Consider the following 19,986-nt stretch of genomic DNA (forward strand, 5'->3'; position numbering starts at 1 on the left):
AATGGAGTATAAATTATGTCGAACCCTTTTACTGTCGCTTGGAGTCGTAAACAACAAGTTATGTGTTTAGGTCATTGGATTATTCATTACAATGGTCGAGAACTTACCCTGCCTAAAGACCGTCAAGATAAAGATATGGGCACAAAAGGGATTTATAACTATATGGATCCGGATGATGAGCTTTACTTAGAAGGATTGGATGAAGATGATTGGATTGTGGAAAATATTGAATGGTTAAGTGATTGGTTTATTGAACAAGATGTGCCATTAGAAGAAAACATTATTCGCTATTTTTATCAAGCGGTAAACAAAGAGGACTGGCGTTGTGGCAGTTGTGGAGGCTGTATCTAGAAGCTAACAAGCGGTCATAATTTGCAAGTTTTTGCAAAAATCGACCGCTTGCTACGATGGATGATTAGTTTAATACCCAAACACGTCCGTAGTGTTTCATTAAACCGGCTTTATGACCCGCCTCATCGCCGATACCTTGGTATAAGTCAAAGTGATGACCTTTTACCGCACCGCCGACATCTAATGCCACCATTAAACGTAATTCATGTTTGCCCGTCCAGTTACCGGCACGATCGATTAACGGCGTTTCGACCAATAATACACTGCCTGACGGTACAAGGCTTTTATCTGAAGCAACTGATGCCAATGCGACTAACGGTACGCCTGCCGAACCTTTTACTTGACCGGTCGGATCATTTTTAAAGAAAACGTAAGACGGATTACGTTCTAATAAACCTTGTACACGATGCGGATTACGTTCGCCCCATTCACGGATCGCTTGAATAGACATCTTCTCTTTTGGAATTTCACCGTCTTCAACTAATAAACGACCGACACTCGCATATTTAAAGCCGTTTTGACCGGCATAAGCAAAATAATTTAAACGACCGTCACCGAAATCAACATAACCGCTCCCTTGCACGCCAAGTAAGAAGTTATCTAACATTGAATCACTGTAAGCCAGTTCTAAACCTTTACCTTCTAACGCGCCGTCATAAATTTGTGAACGGGTAAAACGTTTTTGGCTTGGCATCGCATAAATCGGATGCTGATATTTACCTTGCGGTGTACGACGTGCGTGAATTACCGGAGAATAGTAGCCGGTCATTAACACGTTTTGAAAGCCGTCTTCACCACGCATTTGTAACGCGTGAATATTGTAACGAGCTAAATCTGATACCTTACCACCTGAAGCGATCCATGAGGAAACTTTACCGTAAGTGCCTGCATAACGGCCGGTAATACCGCCGGCATACGCACGTACATTATTTAACTGTTTTAAGAAATCTTGGAAATTAACAATAGATCCATTTGCCGCCACTCTCGGTGTGCTGACAAAATTATGCGGAATATACTGACGACCTTTATATACCGCGCCAAACTTTGCGTGTTCGGCTTGGTAATCATGCTGCCCTTTGTTTGCATTATCTGAAGAACAACTTGCAACTAAAAGCGCAATAGCAGTAACCTTTGCCCATTTTTTATATGCTTTCCAATTCATAAAAGACCTTAAGTAATGATTGATAGAAAAGAGGCTAGCGTATCAAAATTCCTGTTAAAACGATACTAAATTTTTATCCTTTACACAGCCTTAATTTACGATATTTTATGCTATTTCTGTTTCAAATTCAGTCAAACAAACTAATTTCGATAAATTATGCTTGCAATGATGCTAAAAACGAGTATTATACACCACATACAGACGCGGGGTGGAGCAGCTTGGTAGCTCGTCGGGCTCATAACCCGAAGGCCGTCGGTTCAAATCCGGCCCCCGCAACCAGAATTCTTAGCCCTCGATAATATCGAGGGCTTTTTTGTATCTGCAAAAAACAAATGAAAATTTACCGCTTGCACCTTATCTTCTTTTACCAGTAAACTTTCCCAAAATACTCGGCAACTTTCTAGATATGAACAATATTCTTACCATCACGCAACTTAACTATTCGGTACGCAATTTACTTGAAATGGAATTAGGGCAAGTTTGGCTTACCGGTGAAATTTCCAATTTTAGCCAACCCGTTTCCGGACATTGGTATCTCACCCTTAAAGACGAAAATGCCCAAGTGCGTGGTGCAATGTTTAGAATGAAAAACCAACGAGTCACTTTTCGCCCGCAAAACGGTATGCAAGTACTGGTACGTGCCAGCGTTAGTTTATATGAGCCGCGTGGTGACTATCAAATCATTATTGAAAGTATGCAACCTGCCGGTGACGGCTTGTTACAACAACAATTTGAACAACTAAAAATGAAACTGGCCGCCGAAGGGCTTTTTGCACAAGAAAAGAAAAAAGCTATTCCGCCTTTTGCTAAACGAGTCGGTATTATTACCTCTTCAAGCGGTGCAGCATTACAGGATATTTTAAATATTCTAAAACGCCGTGATCCGAGCTTGGCGATCATTATTTATCCGACGCTAGTACAAGGTAAAGAAGCAACACAAGATATTGTAAATACGATTGATTTAGCCAATCGCCGCTGTGAATGCGATGTGTTAATTGTCGGTCGAGGTGGCGGTTCGCTTGAAGACTTGTGGTGTTTTAATGAAGAATCCGTTGCTCATGCAATTTTCCGTTCGGATATTCCGATTATCAGTGCAGTAGGACACGAAACCGATGTGACGATTGCCGACTTTGTTGCAGATTTAAGAGCTCCGACCCCCTCTGCCGCAGCGGAATTGGTTAGCCGAGATCAACAAGAGTTAGTACGTCAGTTACAACATCAATTTGACAAATTAAGCCTTGCTTTTGACCGCTTATGGGCGGAGAAACAAGCATCTTTCGAACGTTTGAAACTACGTTTAAATGCTCAGCATCCTGCTCGTCAGGTACAAATACAACAGCAACAATTAGCTCAATTTAGCTATCGCTTAGAAAATGCAATACATAAAACTTATTTAACCGAAAAACAGAAACTCGAACAATTGTTGCTACGTTTAACCAATCAGCACCCACAGCGTCAGTTACAACAGCAACAAATTCAATTAAAGCAAGCCAAATATCGTCTGGTGCAAGCGATAGAACAAACCTTAATCCGCAAACAACACCAGTGGAAACATATTGCTGAACAAGTGAAACGTAATCCGTTGCCATATTATGTAGAAAAGAAAAATCAGCAGTATGTACAATTAGCACAACGACTTCAGTTTGCGATTGAAAAGAAATTAACCAAAGAACAGCAAGCATTTCAGGAACTTTGTACGAAAATAGACGGTTTAAGCCCGCTAAAAATTCTAGCGAGAGGCTACTCTGTAACACAAACCTCGCAAGGCGAAATTCTTCGCTCAACCCAAAATCTTGAGGTAGGAACACAAATCACCACCAAACTTTCGCAAGGCGAAATCGTGAGTGAAATCATTAAAATTAATTGATTAAAATATAACCTATATTATTTTAATTAATATTTCCTTTGCCAAATCAAGATGTTATTTGCTCTTGTGCATTGTTGTTCACGAAGTTATCCACAAGTTGTGTGAATAACTTCGTTTTTCAAGTTAAAATAAGTGTTGCTTTTTAATGCAAACAATGTTTTATGCGTTTTTATCCCTTGCACAAGCGGACTAATTTCCCTATAATTCTTCTCGTTCTCAGTTCTGAGAAATTCACTAAATTCATCCTTGCCTGGGTGGCGAAATTGGTAGACGCAGCGGATTCAAAATCCGCCGGTGAATAACCATGTCGGTTCGAGTCCGACCTCAGGCACCATACCTAAAACCCTTCCTTTTAAAGCCAATACTCCTTAACGTTAATTTCTTTGTTAAGTGAGTAAATTATGAATTTATTACAAAACGCTTCAAATAAGCCCTTTGTTATTACTGTAGCTTCAACTAAAGGCGGCTCGGCAAAAAGTACAAATGCAGCAAATATTGGTGCATTTTGCGCTGAACATGGCTTAAAAACTCTTCTCATTGATACTGATACCCAACCTACATTAAGTTCTTATTATGCTTTGGATTATCAGGCTCCTGGTGGCACTTATGAATTTCTACATTTTAGAGATGTAGAACCGTCACATATCATTTCTAAAACACAAATTCCTAATCTTGACTTAATCCAGTCAAACGACCCATCAAATAAAATTAGTCCTATGTTACGAGATTCGCCAGATGGTGCACTTCGCTTTAGCTTACTTCTAAGTAAAATTGATGGATACGATGTAGTCATTGTAGATACTCGTGGTACTCGCGATATTACCGTAGATATGTCTGTATTAGCTGCGGATGTTCTTTTTTGCCCTATTCTTCCACATATTTTGTCTGCAAAAGAATTTATTCGCGGCACGATTGGGATGTATCAAGATTTGCAGACTTTTGCAAATTTTGGGTTCACCCTCCCTCCATTGAAAGCTGTCATTAATTGTGTTGATCATACTAATGATGTGAAATTTGTTTCAGAACATTTACATACGCTATTTGCAACAGAATTTGATGCTTCCAAAACATTACTAGATTTTACAGTTCCAGATAAAGTGGCCTATCGTGAGGCTGCAACATTCTCTATCCCGGTATACAAACAAAATCGAGCAGAATATAAAACAATCCAACAACTCTGTTCATTGCTGATGCCTCAATTTGCTCAAAGCCATTTTATGGGTAAGGAGTAAAGAATGAGCCATAAACAACCAATAGAGCTTTATTCTGTAGATGCCGAAAGCTCGGTACTCGGTGGGCTTATTCTTGATAATAGCCTCTTTGATGAGATAGTTGATGTGATCATTCCAAATGACTTTTACCTGCACGCACATCAAATTATTTTTAAAGGGATTTTTTCATTATTAAGTAATGCTAAACCCGTCGATATATTAACGCTTGAACAATATTTCAAAGAACAAGGTATTTTGGAGCAGCTAGGAGGATTAGCTTATATCGCTCAGTTAGTTAAGATTACTCCAACTACAGCTAACTTTAAAGCTTACATTGATATTGTCGTGTTATACAGCAAGCACCGCAAACTTTTAAGACTGGGCCAGAATATTATTTCTGAAATACAAGTTGCCAAATCAGCCGAAAAATTAGATGAACTTCTCGAAAATATTGAAAGACAGTTTACGGATTTAACACTCTCTCAGCAGACAGAGGGCGTTATAGATTTAAATGAAACTTTAAAAAAAGTGGTTCTTCGAATGGAATCTTCTGCCCAAAATGCTGATCCAGTTACAGGCACTCCTACAGGTATTCAGGAATTAGATGAAGTAACTACAGGTGGTCAGGCAGGAGATTTTATTGTAATTGGTGCAAGACCTTCCATGGGAAAAACTGCATTTTGTCAGACAATTGCTTATCACACCTTAGAAAAATTTAAAGATTTACCTATTCAATTCTATAGCATGGAAATGCCGGCAGAACAAATTCTGCAACGTTTTCTAGCTATGCGAGCTCGAGTGAGTTTACAAGCTATCCGTAAAGCAGATCAGTTAGGTGAAGATGAATGGGCAAAAATCTCACTTGCGATGGGGCATATTCTAGATGAATGGAAAAATCGTTTACTCATTGATGATGAAGGAGGACTCACCCCTCAAAAATTACGTTCGAAAGTTCGTTATAACATCCGCAAATATGGTAAACCGGCGGCAATTTTTATTGACTACTTGCAATTAATGCAAGGTTCTCGTCGTTACGAAAATCGTCATTTAGAAATTACCGCAATTTCTCAGGCGTTAAAAAATTTAGCGAAAGAAGTGGATTGCCCCGTTTACGCTCTCTCACAACTTAACCGGAGCTTGGAACAACGCGCAAATAAACGTCCTATGAATGCCGATTTACGAGAATCAGGCTCCTTAGAACAAGATGCGGATCTCATTCTGTTCATTTACCGAGATGAGGTCTATAACGAACAAACTGAACATCCTGGTACTGCAGAAATTATTATCGGAAAACAACGTAATGGTCCGTTAAAGACAGTATTTACGCGATTTATCGGTGAATACTCACTCTTTGAAAATTTAGCAGTAACACAATACTAGGGGAAATAAAAAATGACAAAAAATGAAAAAAGAGCGGCAGCTATTGCACGAAATTTAAATGTAAGCCCAATTGCCAATATATCTCCATCATACTCAACTGTCACACCAAATCATTACAGCTCAGAGGTGGAATATATTACTGTCACATTAGATAAGTTACGCCCTTATGAGCATAATCCTCGTAAGACACGTAACCCTAATTTTGAAATGATTAAAGAATCCATCCGCCGCCGCGGCTTAGATCATAAACCGAATATTACTCGTCGCCCAGGAGAAGATTTTTATATTATCGCCGACGGTGGCAATACTCGAATTCAAGCCTTGAAAGAATTATTTACTGAAACCAAAGATCCGAAATTTTGGTCAATTAGTTGCGAATATAAACCATGGCAAGGCGATTCTGCAGATAGCGTAGAAGCTGAATTAAATATCCTGATCGGTCATTTAATTGAAAATGACACTCGTGCAGATTTATCTTTCATTGAGAAGGCCTTAGGGATTCTACAAGCGAAAGAATATTACGAGAAAAAACTAGGAAAATCACTTTCATCTCGTGAATTATCTACTGAGCTGGAAAAAGACGGTTATATTATCCACTATACGCTAATTGCCAAAATGGAACGCTGTGTAACCCATTTGTATCCTCATATTCCTGATGTGCTTTTTAAAGGATTAGGTCATACGCAAATCGATAAATTACTTGCAATTCGCAATAACGCAGATGAAGTTTGGCATCATTATCATCTTGAAATGGATACTTCTTTTAACAATGTCTGGGCAAGTTCATTATCAAGTTGTAATGAGGATTCGCCATTTCAAGTACGTGATTTTCAAGATAAGTTAATTACCCAGATGGCTGATTTACTAGAAGGGAAAACAAGCTATGAATCTCTTTATCTTGAAATTGATCTTGATGAAAGAAAATTCAAAAAAATTGCGGCGAAACAACATGAGATAGAAAATAATGTTGAGCATAGTCTTGAACAAATTACACAACACCAAGAAACGGTAAAAACAAAACCTATCGCTACAAGTACATCAAAACCTAGTGATAAAAATTCACTCATTAAAGAAGATTCTGCACTAATTCCTACTACTCCTTCATCTAGTGAGGGGAATGAAGACATTGAATCTAGTGGAGAGCTTACATCAAATGTGATGGATTTCTTTAATAATGCACAAACAAGTATTGTGAATACGAGTGAAAACACGGAGACAGAACTACTAACTCAGATTTCACAAGATTTTGGTTTAACTCCAGGTATGAGTATTCAAGAGCAACGTGAAAAACGTGCAGCTGAGAATGGACTTTCGTTTGCTTGTTGTGGTCGTCAGCCAGTCGAAGATATTTGGCAGATTTATCCCGCTCGCAACTATCGTTCAGAAGCCTATTCTTTGGCTTTAGATATTGCCGAAACAGCCAATATTAATGAATTAGTTGAACATGTGGTTAAAAATCCTGTGGATTATAGCTACCGAATGAAACCTAACGATAGTTCACTTTCGGATTATGCTTCTTTTATTTATCAGTTACTTTCAATGTTACAAACACATGATTTTTCACAATCGGTACATTGCAATTTAAATAGCCACTTTTTATTTGACATTCAACAATCAGGCACTGGAATTGATGATATTACGTTAGTCAAAATTTTCCGTCTTATTCGAGTTGTACGTCATTTACGCCAGGGAGCTCAACCATGATTAAGCAAACAACTATTAATGAAGCCTTGTTAGCCAATGTACTACTTAATCTACGAGAAGGTAATGTTCGTTCTTGTTTAAATCTAGGCTTTTCGGAAGATGAGCTTAAAGCAATAAATCAATTAACTTTGGACGAATTATTTTATATCGGTCATTCCACAGTTCAATTTGCAAAAGTAGAAATTAATCATGATGCATTTTGGAAATTGCTTGCTGTTGCACAAGAAAATGCAGAAGAGCAACAAGTTATTGATCGCGCACTCCTACTTGGAGCTTCTATCGAAATGTTGAATCAATACTTCGGGTTATCTACTTCAGCTGTTTCTGCTCGTCGCCAATTACTTGGCAAAGAAGAAAAAATGGGCAGAAAAGCGGCAGCAACGGATGAAGAGCAGGAATTGATTTGGAATCTATGGAAGAAATACCAAGCAACGATAGAAAATCTTCATTCATTAGAAGGATTGGAGTTGCTAAGTCTTATTGCGGAAGAAAGCAATATAAACCTTACTGTCGTTTGGAAGCTTGTTTGCGAATGGCAAAGTAACTAAAAGAATAAACCCCAAAGACAGCCTAAACCTCTATCTTTGGGGTTGGAGATTTCCATCTATGACTCTATGGAAATTATTCGTTGTAATTATATCACCACAACATATTAGTGCAATAAAAAAACTCTTTATGTTGGCTGGAGAATAAAATGAAGATAACCCAACAAAATAAGCGAACAGAACATGGATTACTCTTTTTTGGTAATCAACATGAAACTGTACCGACACGTTTATTGCATGATCCTTATTTAACACCTAGAGCAAAATTTGCCTGGCAACTGATTAAATGCAATGCGCGAGAATTTCAAAGCGGACTCTTCCCGTCTTATGACGTATTAGGAAAATTATTATCAGATAAACCTTATACAGAGAGCCGATTATCTGAAAAAGCGATTACACAAACGCTTTATCTTTTACGTTTAACTCGTTGGCTTACGTTATGTGAAACTGTAAGGAACGAGAAAGGTTATGTAATGGGTAATGTTTACCTATTGCACGATGAACCAATTCCTATTTTAGATGCAATTCAATTAAATGATGAATATTTAACGTTTTTGGAAAAATGTGCTAACCATCATGACGGGCTTGTAAATAGTGTAGCTAATCATATTATTGAACATTTACTTTCTGATAAAACGCAATGGCACTATGTATCGCATCTCGAAAGTATGCAAGTTCGCTATCGTGAATATCAACAACGTATAGCACAAATACCTGAAGACTCGTCTTTACCAAAAAAAGAACTGCAAAATCTTCAACAAAATATCCTAACTTCCAATATGGAAGTCAGGGATAAAAATGTGGAAGTCAGGGAAAAATCAGCTAAAAGCCTAACTTCCAATATGGAAGTCAGGGATAAAAATGAGGCTAACTCATTGATTTTAGACTCTCTTCCATTAGGGAAGTCAGGAAAACAGTACAGTACTAGTACTTTATATATTAATAAGTACTGTACTGGAAATGCAGAAGAATTAATTTGGCCAGCAGAAATCTCGCTTTCTACGGTAGAAAAAAACATGGCTGCTAAAGCGATGAATGGATTAGATTTAGGCTTATGTCGAGCTATCTTGCTAGAAGCCCAACAACGCATTATTCAAAAACAAGATGTAAAAAAACCTAGCGGATATTTGTACACATTGATACAGAAAGCACATCAAGGCAACTTTAAACCCTATTATTTTGAGCTTGGGCAACAAGTATCAAATACACCGATCTCTGTAAAACCAGCATCCATAGCAAATAGATCAAATGCGATTGGAACAACGCAAGAGAAAAAAATCTCTCCAATGGAGCGAGAAAGATTAGTCAAACAGATGAAACAGCTACGGATGCAACTTTGCCTCAATTAATACTGAACAAAAAACAACCAGTGTAGAGGGGCTCTACAAAGTACAAAATTTAACCATTATGTAAAAACTACACTATGAATAAAAAATAATCGGTGAAGAGGGACTCTTCAAAGCACAAAATTTAAACAGAAATAATCTATAGGAGTATTAACTATGACGACTACACCTGAATCTCAACTTGGTCCGTTACGTAGTGAGATTAAATTTACCTTACATACCCAATATGCGCATAAATTATGGACAGGTCGAAATTCTACGAAAGACGAGAATGGTAAAATTACTCAATCATCTATTTTGAGTATGCCAAATGCTTTAAAACTAATTGGGCTGATCCAGCAAGATGCTGCTCAAGATGATCCTTATGCTGATGATTATTTATTACGATTTGAAGAAAAGGTACTAACTTACCGTCAAGAAATGCAGCAATTAGTGGATAAGCTAGTAGGGATTTATGCGGATAGACTACCAGAAAGTATTGAGTTTGAACGTTGCACTAATGTATCACCTATTTCTTACCCAATTTATGTCAATTCTCAATTAGGCTATCAATTACTGTATCTTTTAGGTGACTTCGATAATTTAGCTCGAGTAACCATGACTGCCGCACATATTGCGTTACTTACTCGTTCAGATGCACAAGAATGGCTAGAAGCAGGAGCTGTCCTAATTCGTAGATGTTTTGGCGTGATTGAAAACTACAAACATTCTGGTATCACTCGTAAAGATGCGCAAGAAAATAATGCACGTTATCAAGCTGCAATTAAACGAATGGGATATGAAGTACCAGATTATGTGATTACCGGTGAGCGACGTGCGGACTATGCTCCTTTCATTCGTCATAATTCTCTATTAGGCGATGAGAATGAACAAGCCGTTGAGAGCCATGTTACAGCAAGTACAAAACAGGAATAAGGAATAGGTTGTTTTATGGGATTAATTTCTGAAGACATGTATCGTGAACTTGCAAAAAAAGCTGATGTAAATAATGTACTGAAACAACTATTTAGTCATTTAGAGACTGAGGCAGATTATCAAATTTTATTTGAGCAAGTTCATCAAGCACGTACAGCTTTTATGGATTATCAGTTAGAAATGGTTCAGCGAGTGAGAGCGAGTGAATTACAACATTTACCCATTTTTATGATCAAAGATAAATCCTCATCATCAGGTGGGACATTTTTACGCTGGCGCAGTATGCATCATACCGGTACAGGTGAAACCGTTTGGCAACCATTACTAACTGATAGTCATGTGCCAGAATCTTTACGTAATCAGCTTGTCGCAGTGGAAAAAGATCGTATTTTAGTCAATATGCAGATTTCTATCTTCAATTATATTCTGCGACAGTTGTCAGAATGTGCATCTAAAATTGAAAAAGTGGAAAACGCCCTGTGATGAAATCTCTGAAAACTTAGATATGTAAAGCCTGAAAAAGTTAGGTATGTAATCCCTGCATTAAAAGGCCTTTTAAAGGTAAGGGGACAAGCCCCTTACCTTAACGAAGAAAATACCTTTCTTATTGAGGAGTATATGATTGCAAATGTGAAAATGATATTTAGTGTCGAAGTAGATGGTGAAGCCTTTATTCAACATCATCTGCTAAAAATTCATTCCAATGAGATTTTAATTAAATGATTTTTTCTTGAGTTGAATCGAGTCTAATAGACCTAACTTAATTCTTTAAAGGAGTAAATAAGATGGCTGGTATCAATAAAGTCATTATTGTTGGGCATCTCGGCAATGAACCTGAAATGCGAACTATGCCGAATGGTGAAGCAGTTGCAAATATCAGTGTTGCAACAAGTGAAAGCTGGACGGATAAAACGACCGGAGAACGCCGTGAAGTAACAGAATGGCATCGAATTGTATTCTATCGCCGTCAAGCAGAAGTAGTTGGTCAATATCTCCACAAGGGTTCACAAGTATATGTAGAAGGCCGTCTACGCACACGTAAATGGCAAGATCAGAATGGTCAAGATCGTTATACGACCGAAATTCAAGGTGATATATTACAAATGCTAGGTGGACGTAATAATGGAACTTCTCCTGCTCCAACACAAAATCAACCGACTAATGCAGTTAATCAAACGGAGCCTCCGATAAATAACTTTGATGACGATATTCCGTTCTGAGTTACATATAATTTAAAACTGTAAAATAAAACCCATATAAATATAGAGAACCCTTTATTTTAAAAGGGTTCTCTTTTTTTACATTAATTTCGACACAACATCTTTAATTTGATAGTATTTATATATGATATTTTTGTAAATTAAATGAATATGTATAGATTAGAAACAGTCCTTTTTTCAAATGGAGAACGTTTTCCTATATTGGTTAATGTTAAAACTGGTATTCCTGATTTTTATTCAACCTTATGGGTAACTGTGGAACTACGTAATCAATCCGCAGTAAACACAATTAGAAATAAGCTGGGAACTATACAGTGGATAATGAATTGGGAAAAACAGAATAATCTTGTTATTAGTGATCTAATTCATAACAAAGTACTCTTAACAGAAAACCAATTAGAATCTCTTATTCGGCATATGAGAATAAATGTAAAAAAGCAAAAGAATGTAATCAATACAAAAAAAGTGTGTTAATGAAAGGTAGGACTCAATTTATTGATATTTATTCTGCCGTATCTCTTAGTCATCAATATAATAGACTAACAACGCTTTCAGAATACATATTATTTCTATCAAGCTGCGGCAAGTTGGATGATGTTTGTAACCGCATACGGCGGTTTGATTGAATTTGGCAAGGTGCAAAAAGGCGATTTTGTTGTATTGGGCGGAGCGACCAGCTCGGTAGGCATTGCCGCCATTCAAATCGCCAAAATGCAAGGGGCAAACGTGATTGCTCTGTCTCGCACGCACGCCAAAGGCGATGTGCTGGGCGGATTTTGTGATTGCCACCAAAGAAGATGACGTTACGGCTAAATTACTAGAAATTACAAACGGCAAAGGCGTGAATTTAGTGTTCGACCCTGTGGGTGACAAAGAAGCAGCAAAAATTATCAACGCAATGACACAAGACGGCAAATACATCATCTACGGTGCATTAAGCCACGATGATATCGCCGTGCCTGTGTTCCCAATTTTAGGCAAACACTTAACCGTGCGAGGCTATGAATTGTTTGAAATCACTACCGTACCAGAAAAACTCGCTCAAGCGAAAAAATTCGTGTTTGACGGCTTAGCAAGCTGTCAATTAAAACCAGAAATTGACAAAGTTTTTGCTTTTGATGAAATGGCGGAAGCTCACCGTTATATGGAAAGCAATGCACAGATTGGGAAGATTTTGGTAAAGGTTTGATTGTTTTAAGGTAAATATGCCGTCTGAAAAATAAGTTTCAGACGGCACATCGTTATTTTACCTGCCGATTAAGCCACCACACTAGCGAGAGCATCACAGGCACTTCCACCAGCACACCGACCACCGTTGCCAATGCCGCCCCCGAGTGCAAACCGAACAAAGAAATTGCCACCGCCAATTCAAAAAAATTACTCGTGCCAATCAAGCACGCAGGGGCGGAAATTTCGTGTGGTAATTTGAGCTATTTTGCCAAAACGTGAGCCAAGGCAAAAATGCCGTAAGTCTGTGCCAGCAGGGGAATAGCAATCAGCAGAATAATCAAAGGGTTGGCAATAATGGTTTGGGTTTGAAAGGCAAACAGCAACACCACCGTCAAAATCAAACCCATAATGGAAAAAGGTTTCAGGCTGCCTGAAAAATATTCCGCTATTCTTTTTCTTTAATACCTTGAATAATCTGACACTTATCAACCGTTTTATTTTCACAACCCACAAATTGCATTAAAAAAGTTTTAACTTGTTGTAGTTCTGTGATTTGTTCGTCCAAATATGCCAAATGTTGCTCGGCAAGTGCATTGATTTCATTGCATTGTTTGTTAGGCGTTTGTTGTAATTGCAACAGCGTTTTGATGTTACTTAAAGAAAAACCGATATTACGGCAAGTTTTAATAAAGCGTAATTGTTCTAACTGATTTTCATCAAACACACGATAGCCATTTTGTTGATGTGTAGGGGCGATTAAGCCTTGTTTTTCATAATAACGAATGGTTTCCAAATGTACGCCTGTTTGTTCACTGGCTTGTTTTATTTTAAAAAATTTTGACACTTTAGCTTGACCCTGTAATGACTACGGAGTTTATAGTATAGCAAATTTCATCTTAAAACAGGAGCAAAAAATGGCGTGCCAAAATTGTTGTGGTTCAAATCAGCCCATTCATCAATCGCCCAAGTACAAAAAAGCCTTGTGGATTGTCTTGATATTAAATTTATCAATGTTTTTTGTGGAAATTGTGATGGGGGTTAAATCGGGTTCAACTTCGCTGTTGTCAGACAGTTTGGATTTCTTGGGCGACAGTGCCAATTACTTGATAAGTTTGATTGTTTTGCCAATGGCGTTAAGTTACCGAGCCAAAGCATCTATGGTTAAGGGGCTAACGATGGGCGGTTTTGGTTTATTTATTTTAATGACGACCATTTATCGTGTGTTTTATGGGGAAATGCCCAGTTATTCTGAAATGAGCATTGTGGGATTTTTGGCGTTATTGGTCAATGTGTCGGCATTGTTGATATTATTAAAATTTCGTGATGGCGACAGCAATGTCCGCAGTGTGTGGGTGTGTTCCCGAAACGATGCGATTGGTAATGTGGCGGTAATTTTGGCGGGTATGGCAGTTTATTTTTTTCAATCAAAATATCCTGATTTAATTGTGGCGTTTGTTTTGGCATTTTTGGCATTACAAGCCAGTCAAGAAATCATCAAAAGGGCTTGGGCGGAATTAAAAGTCAGTTAATTTAAAACACCGTTTGGATTGATGTTCAAGCGGTGTTTTTATTTTTAAATTTTGCAAAATAACTTTCAGGCTGCCTGAAAAACCTACACCCCTTTATTCCCCAGCGATTTTCGGTTTATCCACCACACCAGCGAGAGCATCACAGGCACTTCCACCAGCACACCGACCACCGTTGCCAATGCCGCCCCAGAATGCAAACCGAACAAAGAAATTGCCACCGCCACCGCCAATTCAAAAAAATTACTCGTGCCAATCAAGCACGCAGGGGCGGAAATTTCGTGTGGTAATTTGAGCCATTTTGCCAAAACGTGAGCCAAGGCAAAAATGCCGTAAGTCTGTGCCAGCAGGGGAATAGCAATCAGCAGAATAATCAAAGGGTTGGCAATAATGGTTTGGGCTTGAAAGGCAAACAGCAACACTACCGTCAAAATCAAACCCATAATGGAAAAAGGTTTCAGGCTGCCTGAAAATTGTGCCACCAATTTACCCGATTTTTGTAAATAAGAGCGGATAAACCACCCAGCCAGCAAGGGCAACAGCACATACAAAATCGTGCTTAAAATCAAGGTATTCCACGGAATTTCTATGCCGCTTACGCCGAGCAATACGCCTGCAATCGGAGCATACGCCACAATCATAATCAAATCATTGACCGAAACCTGTACCAAAGTGTAATTGGGGTCGCCTTTGACCAGTTGCGACCACACAAACACCATTGCCGTACAAGGCGCCACCCCAAGCAAAATCATACCTGCAATGTACTCGCCTGCCGATTGTTCATCTACCCAGCCAGCAAAAAACACCTTAAAAAACAACCAGCCCACAAGTGCCATCGTAAAAGGCTGTTATCAAGCTATGGCATTCATCTGCTTTGATAGTGGTTAAAAATCGCCCAAGCCTTTTAAGATGGGGCAGTCGGGATTGTCATCGCCCCCGCAGGCATCGCTCCACGCTTGCAGGGTGTGTTGCATTGATTTTAATTCTTTGATTTTATTGGATAAAAAATCAATATGACTGGCGGTGATCGTTTTGACCTGAGCACTTGTGCGGTGTGGATTGTCTTGCAGTGCCAAAAGCTCGCCAATCTGTGCAAGCGAAAAACCGACGCTGCGGGCTTTGGCGATGAATTTTAGCCGAGCGATGTCATTGGAGTTATAAATCCGATAACCTGCTTCACTGCGTGATGGGTTAATTAATAAGCCTGCTTTTTCATAATCACGGATTTGTTTGACGGAAAGTTGGGTAGATTTAGACGCTTGTCCGATGTTCATTGTTGCTCCTTATTGAGTGGTGTGTAAAAAAATGTTATCAAGTAAAAATAACCCTTGACCCTAACGTAATGTTAGGGTTTATGATGCACACATCAAAACAAAAAAGCAATGCTTTTAATCGCTTAAAAGCACTTTGTTTTGATAATCCACTTTAACTTAACATTCGGAGAAACTGTTATGAACGCTGATTTTGTTCAAAACCGACACGCCCATTGCGGCTGCCAGTCTTGCACGGGGCAAAACTGCCGTCCGGACTGCCAATGCCAAAACGGCAAGCCCTGCATTTGTGATGACTGCACTTGCAACGGCTGTGCGTGTGAATCGTAAAACCAAATAGTGAAATGGACATTGGGCGAATCTGTCATTTGCCCAATGTTATCAATGCCCATTTTGACAAGGAGAATCCAATGACATTCATCAAAAACCGTGCCGTACATCTTGTCGCTGCCGCTGTTGTTTTGGCGACTTCAACCGCTTTTGCCGACGGCAAAAACGAAGTGCCGACGCACTCGATGGCGTGCGACAATAACTACACCCAAACCACCCACGACTGCCCAAATAACCAAAACGGGCACGCAGCGGTGAACCACGCTAATATGAACCACGCCCATATGAACCACTCTGCTATGGCGATGGACACTCAAAATGCTCCGCCCCATACCCAAGCCTATCTTGCAATGATGAACAAGATGGGCGATGAGATGAGCAAAGCGGGCAATCTTGCCGATGCTGATACCGCTTTTGCCAAAGGTATGATTCCGCACCATATCGGAGCAGTTGAGATGGCAAAAGTACAGCTTGAATTTGGCAAAGACGAAACAATGAGAAAACTTGCCCAAGCGATTATTGATGGGCAACAAAGTGAAATCGACCTGATGAACGCTTGGCTGGCGGGTAAAGACACCGCAACCCAAAACCCGCAAGCCCCGCACGCCAAGGCCTATGCCGCAGGCAAGGCGCACCACGAGGCGATGATGGCGGCAATCAATGAGCCAAACCCTGATGTTGCCTTTGCCAAAGGGATGATTCCGCATCATCAAGGGGCGGTCGAGATGGCAAAAGTGCAATTACAGTTCGGCAAAGACGAAAAAATGAAAAAGCTCGCTCAAGACATCATCAAAGCCCAAGAACCTGAAATCAAGCTGATGCAAGACTGGCTAAAACAGTAGGGGCAATAAGGCAAAAACACCGCTTTTGATAAAGCGGTGCTTTTGAGGTCGTCTGAAAACAGGTTTAAGGCTTTTTCAGACGGCATTTGGGGTTTTCAGGCAACCTTTAAAACAAGCCCCAAGGAAATGATGATGCCGACTTGTCGGACACATCGGCAAGCGATGTTCTGAACCTTCTGCTTTTTCAGACGGCATCGGTATTTGCAGGCAGCCTGAAAAAAACCGTCATTCTGACCGGCCCAATCCGTACCTGCTTTTTCGATAAACGACCGGTGATGACCCTATGAACCCAACAGGAGAAATTGTGATGAAGCAAGAAACACACAAACCGCCCAAACACCACGAGTGCCGACACGGACACGGACAGCACCGCCCTGTGCAGACACCGTCCGATGCAGCGGCTGCTTCGGGCTACACCTGCCCGATGCATCCGGAAATCCGGCAAGACCGCCCCGGCAACTGCCCTCTTTGCGGTATGGCATTGGAGCCGCTGATGCCTGAATTGGACGACGACAATCCGGAGCTGCGTGATTTTTCCCGACGCTTTTGGTACACGCTGCCCCTGACGGCGGCAGTGCTGGTGCTGGCGATGTTCGGCGAGCGTCTGAACCTGATGGATATGGCCGCACAAAGCTGGGTAGAGCTGGTGCTGTCGCTGCCGATCGTGCTGTGGGCGGGGCTGCCGTTTTTCTCACGGGGTTGGCAGTCGCTGGCAAACCGTAGTCCCAATATGTGGACGCTGATTGCACTGGGAACGAGTGCAGCCTTCGTTTACAGCGTTGTTGCCACCGCTGCACCCGGCATCTTTCCGGCATCGTTTGTATCGATGGGGCGGGTCGGCGTGTATTTTGAGGCGGCGGCCGTCATCATCTCGCTGACCTTGCTCGGCCAGATGCTCGAACTCAAAGCCCGGTCGCAGACTTCGGCGGCAATCAAGACCCTGCTCGGACTGGCGCCCAAAACCGCACGGCGTATCGGCCCGGGCGGTGCTGAAGAAGATGTGCCGCTCAGCCACATCCACATCGGCGACCTTCTGCGTGTGCGCCCCGGCGAAAAAGTGCCTGTCGATGGCGTGGTGGTTGAGGGCGCAAGCTCGGTAGATGAATCGATGCTGACCGGCGAGCCGCTGCCGGTGCGCAAAGCCACCGGCGACAAAGTCATCGGCGCCACGCTCAACACCGGCGGTGCGCTCGTCATCCGCTCCGAGCGCATCGGTTCGGAAACCGTGCTTTCGCAGATTGTCCAGATGGTGGCCCAGGCGCAGCGCTCCAAAGCACCGATGCAGCGTATGGCCGACGGAGTGGCAGGCTATTTCGTACTGGCGGTTGTCGCCGTCGCCGTTGCCACTTTCTTTGTCTGGGGCGTGTTCGGCCCGCAACCGTCTTGGGTGTTCGGGTTGATCAACGCCGTTGCGGTCTTGATTATCGCCTGCCCCTGTGCACTGGGACTGGCCACGCCGATGTCGGTGATGGTCGCCACAGGACGCGGGGCAGGCAGGGGCATATTGTTCCGTGATGCCGCCGCTATCGAAAACTTGCGGCGAGTAGACACTTTGGTGATTGATAAAACCGGCACACTCACCGAAGGCCGACCCGCCTTTGACCGTGCCGTTGCGGCAGCAGGCTTTTCCGCCGAAGAAGTGCTGCGTTTGGCCGCCAGCTTGGATCAGGGCAGCGAACACCCGCTGGCCGACGCCATTGTGCAGGCCGCACGGGCACAACAGCTGAAGCTGAGCAAACCCGAACAGTTTGATTCAGGCAGCGGCATCGGCGTGAGCGGCGTGGTTGAAGGGCGTGCGCTGGCACTGGGCAACACGGCGTTTATGCAGCAGAACGGGCTTAGCGTCGAACCACTGATCGAGCAGGCCGAATCCCTGCGCAGTGAAGGTGCCAGCGTGATATATCTGGCTGCGGACGGACATCTCGCGGGACTGCTTGCCGTCTCCGATCCTGTAAAAGACAGCACCCCCGAAGCATTGGCCTCGCTCAAAGCAGCCGGCCTGCGCATCATTATGGCAACCGGCGACGGATTGACCACGGCAAACGCCGTGGGCGCAAAACTGGGCATCGACGAAGTGCACGGCGAAGTCAAGCCCGCCGACAAACTGGCACTGATCGAGCGGCTTCAGAACGAAGGGCGGGTGGTCGCAATGGCAGGCGACGGCATCAACGATGCCCCCGCACTGGCCAAAGCCGATGTCGGCATCGCAATGGGTACCGGCACCGATGTGGCAATGAGCAGTGCGCAAATCACGCTGGTCAAAGGCGATTTGCGGGGTATTGCCACCGCACGCAAATTGTCTGAGGCCACCGTGCGCAATATGAAGGAAAACCTGTTATTTGCCTTCTTATACAACGGCCTGGGGGTTCCCGTTGCCGCCGGCGTGCTGTACCCCTTTACCGGCTGGCTGCTCTCACCGATGATTGCCGCACTGGCGATGAGCCTAAGCTCGGCATCCGTGGTCGGCAACGCACTGCGGCTGCGCAAAAGCAAGTTGTAGACCACAGCCCCGCAGGCTTCTTCCAATGACAAAACGACCTCAAAAACACCGCTTTTGATAAAGCGGTGTTTTTTATGCCGTCTGAAAAGGTCTTTAATACTTTTTCAGACGGCATTGTGTTTTTCAAACAGTTTCGCAGTGTGCGTCATTGCACCAACCCAATATTTCATCAGGAAAATGGTGCAACAAGTTGCACCCTACATCTTTGATGCTTTTTTAAGACGGCATTTTTTTCAGACGGACTAAAACGCCCAATCTTTCCATTTTTAAAAACCAACTTCCCATTTTTCGCCATTCTTATTGTTATTTTAAAACGCTAAAATACGCCCATTTTTAATATAGGTCAAAACAATGAGCAAACAAATCCAATTTACAAAAACAGGTTCGCCTGATGTCCTGCAAATTGTTGATGTACAAATCCCCGCCCCAAAATCGGGCGAAGTGCAAATCCAAATGCACGCTTTGGGACTAAACCGTGCCGAGATGATGTATCGGGAAGGGGCGTATGTGATTGACTCTGTGTTCCCTGCGACTTTGGGTTATGTAGGGGCAGGCGTGGTCGTGGCGGTGGGCGATGACGCTGGCGAATTTCAAATCGGCGACAAAGTGAACGTCTGATCTGCACCCCAAAAGTTGGACTAAAAAC

The 19,986-nt window shown here is 41.9% G+C and carries 18 protein-coding genes, 2 tRNA genes and 3 pseudogenes; 18 read left to right on the forward strand and 5 right to left on the reverse strand.

Features of this window, described 5'->3' with window-relative positions; genetic code table 11:
• Positions 1-15 precede the first annotated feature (15 nt).
• Positions 16-351, forward strand: coding sequence for a hypothetical protein (locus ASU1_RS04450; protein ID WP_014991662.1), 336 nt, complete (start codon positions 16-18; stop codon positions 349-351).
• Between the two features lie 64 nt (positions 352-415).
• Here ASU1_RS04450 and mltA read toward each other — a convergent pair whose 3' ends face one another.
• Positions 416-1,513, reverse strand: a complete 1,098-nt coding sequence (gene mltA / locus ASU1_RS04455; protein WP_014991663.1) for a murein transglycosylase A — start codon at positions 1,511-1,513, stop codon at positions 416-418.
• A gap of 202 nt (positions 1,514-1,715) precedes the next feature.
• On the opposite strand from mltA, the gene ASU1_RS04460 reads away from it, so the two are divergent.
• From ASU1_RS04460 to ASU1_RS04520, 13 genes and pseudogenes are all read left to right on the forward strand, one after another.
• Positions 1,716-1,792, forward strand: a tRNA-Met gene (locus ASU1_RS04460).
• 34 nt (positions 1,793-1,826) lie between these two features.
• The gene (gene xseA / locus ASU1_RS04465) at positions 1,827-3,380 is read left to right on the forward strand and encodes an exodeoxyribonuclease VII large subunit (protein ID WP_014991664.1); all 1,554 of its coding nucleotides are present in this window, start codon (positions 1,827-1,829) and stop codon (positions 3,378-3,380) included.
• A 248-nt stretch (positions 3,381-3,628) separates the two neighbouring features.
• Positions 3,629-3,714: transfer RNA gene (locus tag ASU1_RS04470), tRNA-Leu, on the forward strand.
• A 67-nt stretch (positions 3,715-3,781) separates the two neighbouring features.
• On the forward strand, positions 3,782-4,612 hold the full coding sequence (locus tag ASU1_RS04475; RefSeq protein WP_005607771.1) for a ParA family protein: 831 nt from the start codon (positions 3,782-3,784) through the stop codon (positions 4,610-4,612).
• Positions 4,613-4,615: 3 nt separating this feature from the next.
• Positions 4,616-5,971, forward strand: coding sequence for a replicative DNA helicase (gene dnaB, locus ASU1_RS04480; RefSeq protein WP_039195088.1), 1,356 nt, complete (start codon positions 4,616-4,618; stop codon positions 5,969-5,971).
• 12 nt (positions 5,972-5,983) lie between these two features.
• Positions 5,984-7,675: a ParB family protein gene (locus tag ASU1_RS04485; protein WP_039195090.1), complete on the forward strand. Its 1,692-nt coding sequence runs from the start codon at positions 5,984-5,986 to the stop codon at positions 7,673-7,675.
• Positions 7,672-8,223 carry a DUF2857 domain-containing protein gene (locus ASU1_RS04490; RefSeq protein WP_005607778.1) on the forward strand — a complete coding sequence of 184 codons (552 nt, stop codon included), beginning with the start codon at positions 7,672-7,674 and terminating at the stop codon, positions 8,221-8,223. The genes ASU1_RS04485 and ASU1_RS04490 overlap by 4 nt, the downstream gene beginning before the upstream one ends.
• 146 nt (positions 8,224-8,369) lie before the next feature.
• Positions 8,370-9,569 (forward strand): STY4528 family pathogenicity island replication protein, encoded by a 1,200-nt coding sequence (locus ASU1_RS04495; protein ID WP_039195092.1) that lies wholly within the window; start codon positions 8,370-8,372, stop codon positions 9,567-9,569.
• Between the two features lie 153 nt (positions 9,570-9,722).
• Entirely contained in the window at positions 9,723-10,481 is a 759-nt protein-coding gene (locus ASU1_RS04500) for a PFL_4669 family integrating conjugative element protein (protein WP_039195094.1), read from the forward strand.
• 15 nt (positions 10,482-10,496) lie between these two features.
• Positions 10,497-10,964, forward strand: a complete 468-nt coding sequence (locus ASU1_RS04505; protein WP_005620769.1) for a DUF3158 family protein — start codon at positions 10,497-10,499, stop codon at positions 10,962-10,964.
• Positions 10,965-11,266: 302 nt separating this feature from the next.
• Positions 11,267-11,701: a single-stranded DNA-binding protein gene (gene ssb / locus ASU1_RS04510; RefSeq protein WP_005607789.1), complete on the forward strand. Its 435-nt coding sequence runs from the start codon at positions 11,267-11,269 to the stop codon at positions 11,699-11,701.
• A gap of 150 nt (positions 11,702-11,851) precedes the next feature.
• Positions 11,852-12,175, forward strand: a complete 324-nt coding sequence (locus ASU1_RS04515; protein ID WP_235189034.1) for a hypothetical protein — start codon at positions 11,852-11,854, stop codon at positions 12,173-12,175.
• 99 nt (positions 12,176-12,274) lie between these two features.
• Positions 12,275-12,890: pseudogene (locus tag ASU1_RS04520) on the forward strand (zinc-binding dehydrogenase); the annotation flags it as partial.
• Between the two features lie 52 nt (positions 12,891-12,942).
• On the opposite strand, the pseudogene ASU1_RS12040 reads toward ASU1_RS04520, so the two are convergent.
• Positions 12,943-13,302, reverse strand: a pseudogene (locus tag ASU1_RS12040) (arsenical-resistance protein); the annotation flags it as partial.
• 14 nt (positions 13,303-13,316) lie between these two features.
• Entirely contained in the window at positions 13,317-13,715 is a 399-nt protein-coding gene (locus tag ASU1_RS04530) for a Cd(II)/Pb(II)-responsive transcriptional regulator (protein ID WP_012340851.1), read from the reverse strand.
• Between the two features lie 70 nt (positions 13,716-13,785).
• Between ASU1_RS04530 and ASU1_RS04535 the strand changes: the two genes are divergently transcribed.
• Positions 13,786-14,400, forward strand: a complete 615-nt coding sequence (locus ASU1_RS04535) for a cation diffusion facilitator family transporter (protein ID WP_039195096.1) — start codon at positions 13,786-13,788, stop codon at positions 14,398-14,400.
• A gap of 83 nt (positions 14,401-14,483) precedes the next feature.
• Here ASU1_RS04535 and arsB read toward each other — a convergent pair.
• Both arsB and cueR read right to left on the reverse strand, forming a co-directional pair.
• Positions 14,484-15,245: pseudogene (gene arsB, locus ASU1_RS04540) on the reverse strand (ACR3 family arsenite efflux transporter); the annotation flags it as partial.
• A 36-nt stretch (positions 15,246-15,281) separates the two neighbouring features.
• Positions 15,282-15,671 carry a Cu(I)-responsive transcriptional regulator gene (gene cueR, locus ASU1_RS04545; RefSeq protein WP_039195098.1) on the reverse strand — a complete coding sequence of 130 codons (390 nt, stop codon included), beginning with the start codon at positions 15,669-15,671 and terminating at the stop codon, positions 15,282-15,284.
• A 407-nt stretch (positions 15,672-16,078) separates the two neighbouring features.
• Here cueR and copM point away from each other — a divergent pair, with 407 nt between their 5' ends.
• The 3 genes from copM to ASU1_RS04560 all read left to right on the forward strand — a co-directional run bounded on the left by copM (position 16,079) and on the right by ASU1_RS04560 (position 19,958).
• On the forward strand, positions 16,079-16,840 hold the full coding sequence (copM, locus tag ASU1_RS12085; RefSeq protein WP_039195099.1) for a CopM family metallochaperone: 762 nt from the start codon (positions 16,079-16,081) through the stop codon (positions 16,838-16,840).
• Positions 16,841-17,123: 283 nt separating this feature from the next.
• Positions 17,124-19,340, forward strand: coding sequence for a copper-transporting P-type ATPase (locus ASU1_RS04555; protein ID WP_462675134.1), 2,217 nt, complete (start codon positions 17,124-17,126; stop codon positions 19,338-19,340).
• Positions 19,341-19,691: 351 nt separating this feature from the next.
• Positions 19,692-19,958 carry an alcohol dehydrogenase catalytic domain-containing protein gene (locus ASU1_RS04560; protein WP_231951984.1) on the forward strand — a complete coding sequence of 89 codons (267 nt, stop codon included), beginning with the start codon at positions 19,692-19,694 and terminating at the stop codon, positions 19,956-19,958.
• Positions 19,959-19,986 lie beyond the last annotated feature (28 nt).

The organism is Actinobacillus suis ATCC 33415 (assembly GCF_000739435.1).
GTDB lineage: Bacteria > Pseudomonadota > Gammaproteobacteria > Enterobacterales > Pasteurellaceae > Actinobacillus > Actinobacillus suis.

What these genes read in the sequence shown, in the direction of transcription:
- ASU1_RS04450 (WP_014991662.1), top strand. Translation starts at nt 16, where the DNA reads ATGTCGAACCCTTTTACTGTCGCTTGGAGTCGTAAACAACAAGTTATG.
- dnaB (WP_039195088.1), top strand. Translation starts at nt 4,616, where the DNA reads ATGAGCCATAAACAACCAATAGAGCTTTATTCTGTAGATGCCGAAAGC.
- ASU1_RS04495 (WP_039195092.1), top strand. Translation starts at nt 8,370, where the DNA reads ATGAAGATAACCCAACAAAATAAGCGAACAGAACATGGATTACTCTTT.
- ASU1_RS04560 (WP_231951984.1), top strand. Translation starts at nt 19,692, where the DNA reads ATGAGCAAACAAATCCAATTTACAAAAACAGGTTCGCCTGATGTCCTG.
- ASU1_RS04535 (WP_039195096.1), top strand. Translation starts at nt 13,786, where the DNA reads ATGGCGTGCCAAAATTGTTGTGGTTCAAATCAGCCCATTCATCAATCG.
- copM (WP_039195099.1), top strand. Translation starts at nt 16,079, where the DNA reads ATGACATTCATCAAAAACCGTGCCGTACATCTTGTCGCTGCCGCTGTT.
- ASU1_RS04555 (WP_462675134.1), top strand. Translation starts at nt 17,124, where the DNA reads ATGAACCCAACAGGAGAAATTGTGATGAAGCAAGAAACACACAAACCG.
- ASU1_RS04505 (WP_005620769.1), top strand. Translation starts at nt 10,497, where the DNA reads ATGGGATTAATTTCTGAAGACATGTATCGTGAACTTGCAAAAAAAGCT.
- ASU1_RS04475 (WP_005607771.1), top strand. Translation starts at nt 3,782, where the DNA reads ATGAATTTATTACAAAACGCTTCAAATAAGCCCTTTGTTATTACTGTA.
- ASU1_RS04500 (WP_039195094.1), top strand. Translation starts at nt 9,723, where the DNA reads ATGACGACTACACCTGAATCTCAACTTGGTCCGTTACGTAGTGAGATT.
- ASU1_RS04490 (WP_005607778.1), top strand. Translation starts at nt 7,672, where the DNA reads ATGATTAAGCAAACAACTATTAATGAAGCCTTGTTAGCCAATGTACTA.
- mltA (WP_014991663.1), bottom strand. Translation starts at nt 1,513, where the DNA reads ATGAATTGGAAAGCATATAAAAAATGGGCAAAGGTTACTGCTATTGCG.
- ssb (WP_005607789.1), top strand. Translation starts at nt 11,267, where the DNA reads ATGGCTGGTATCAATAAAGTCATTATTGTTGGGCATCTCGGCAATGAA.
- ASU1_RS04485 (WP_039195090.1), top strand. Translation starts at nt 5,984, where the DNA reads ATGACAAAAAATGAAAAAAGAGCGGCAGCTATTGCACGAAATTTAAAT.
- ASU1_RS04515 (WP_235189034.1), top strand. Translation starts at nt 11,852, where the DNA reads ATGTATAGATTAGAAACAGTCCTTTTTTCAAATGGAGAACGTTTTCCT.
- cueR (WP_039195098.1), bottom strand. Translation starts at nt 15,671, where the DNA reads ATGAACATCGGACAAGCGTCTAAATCTACCCAACTTTCCGTCAAACAA.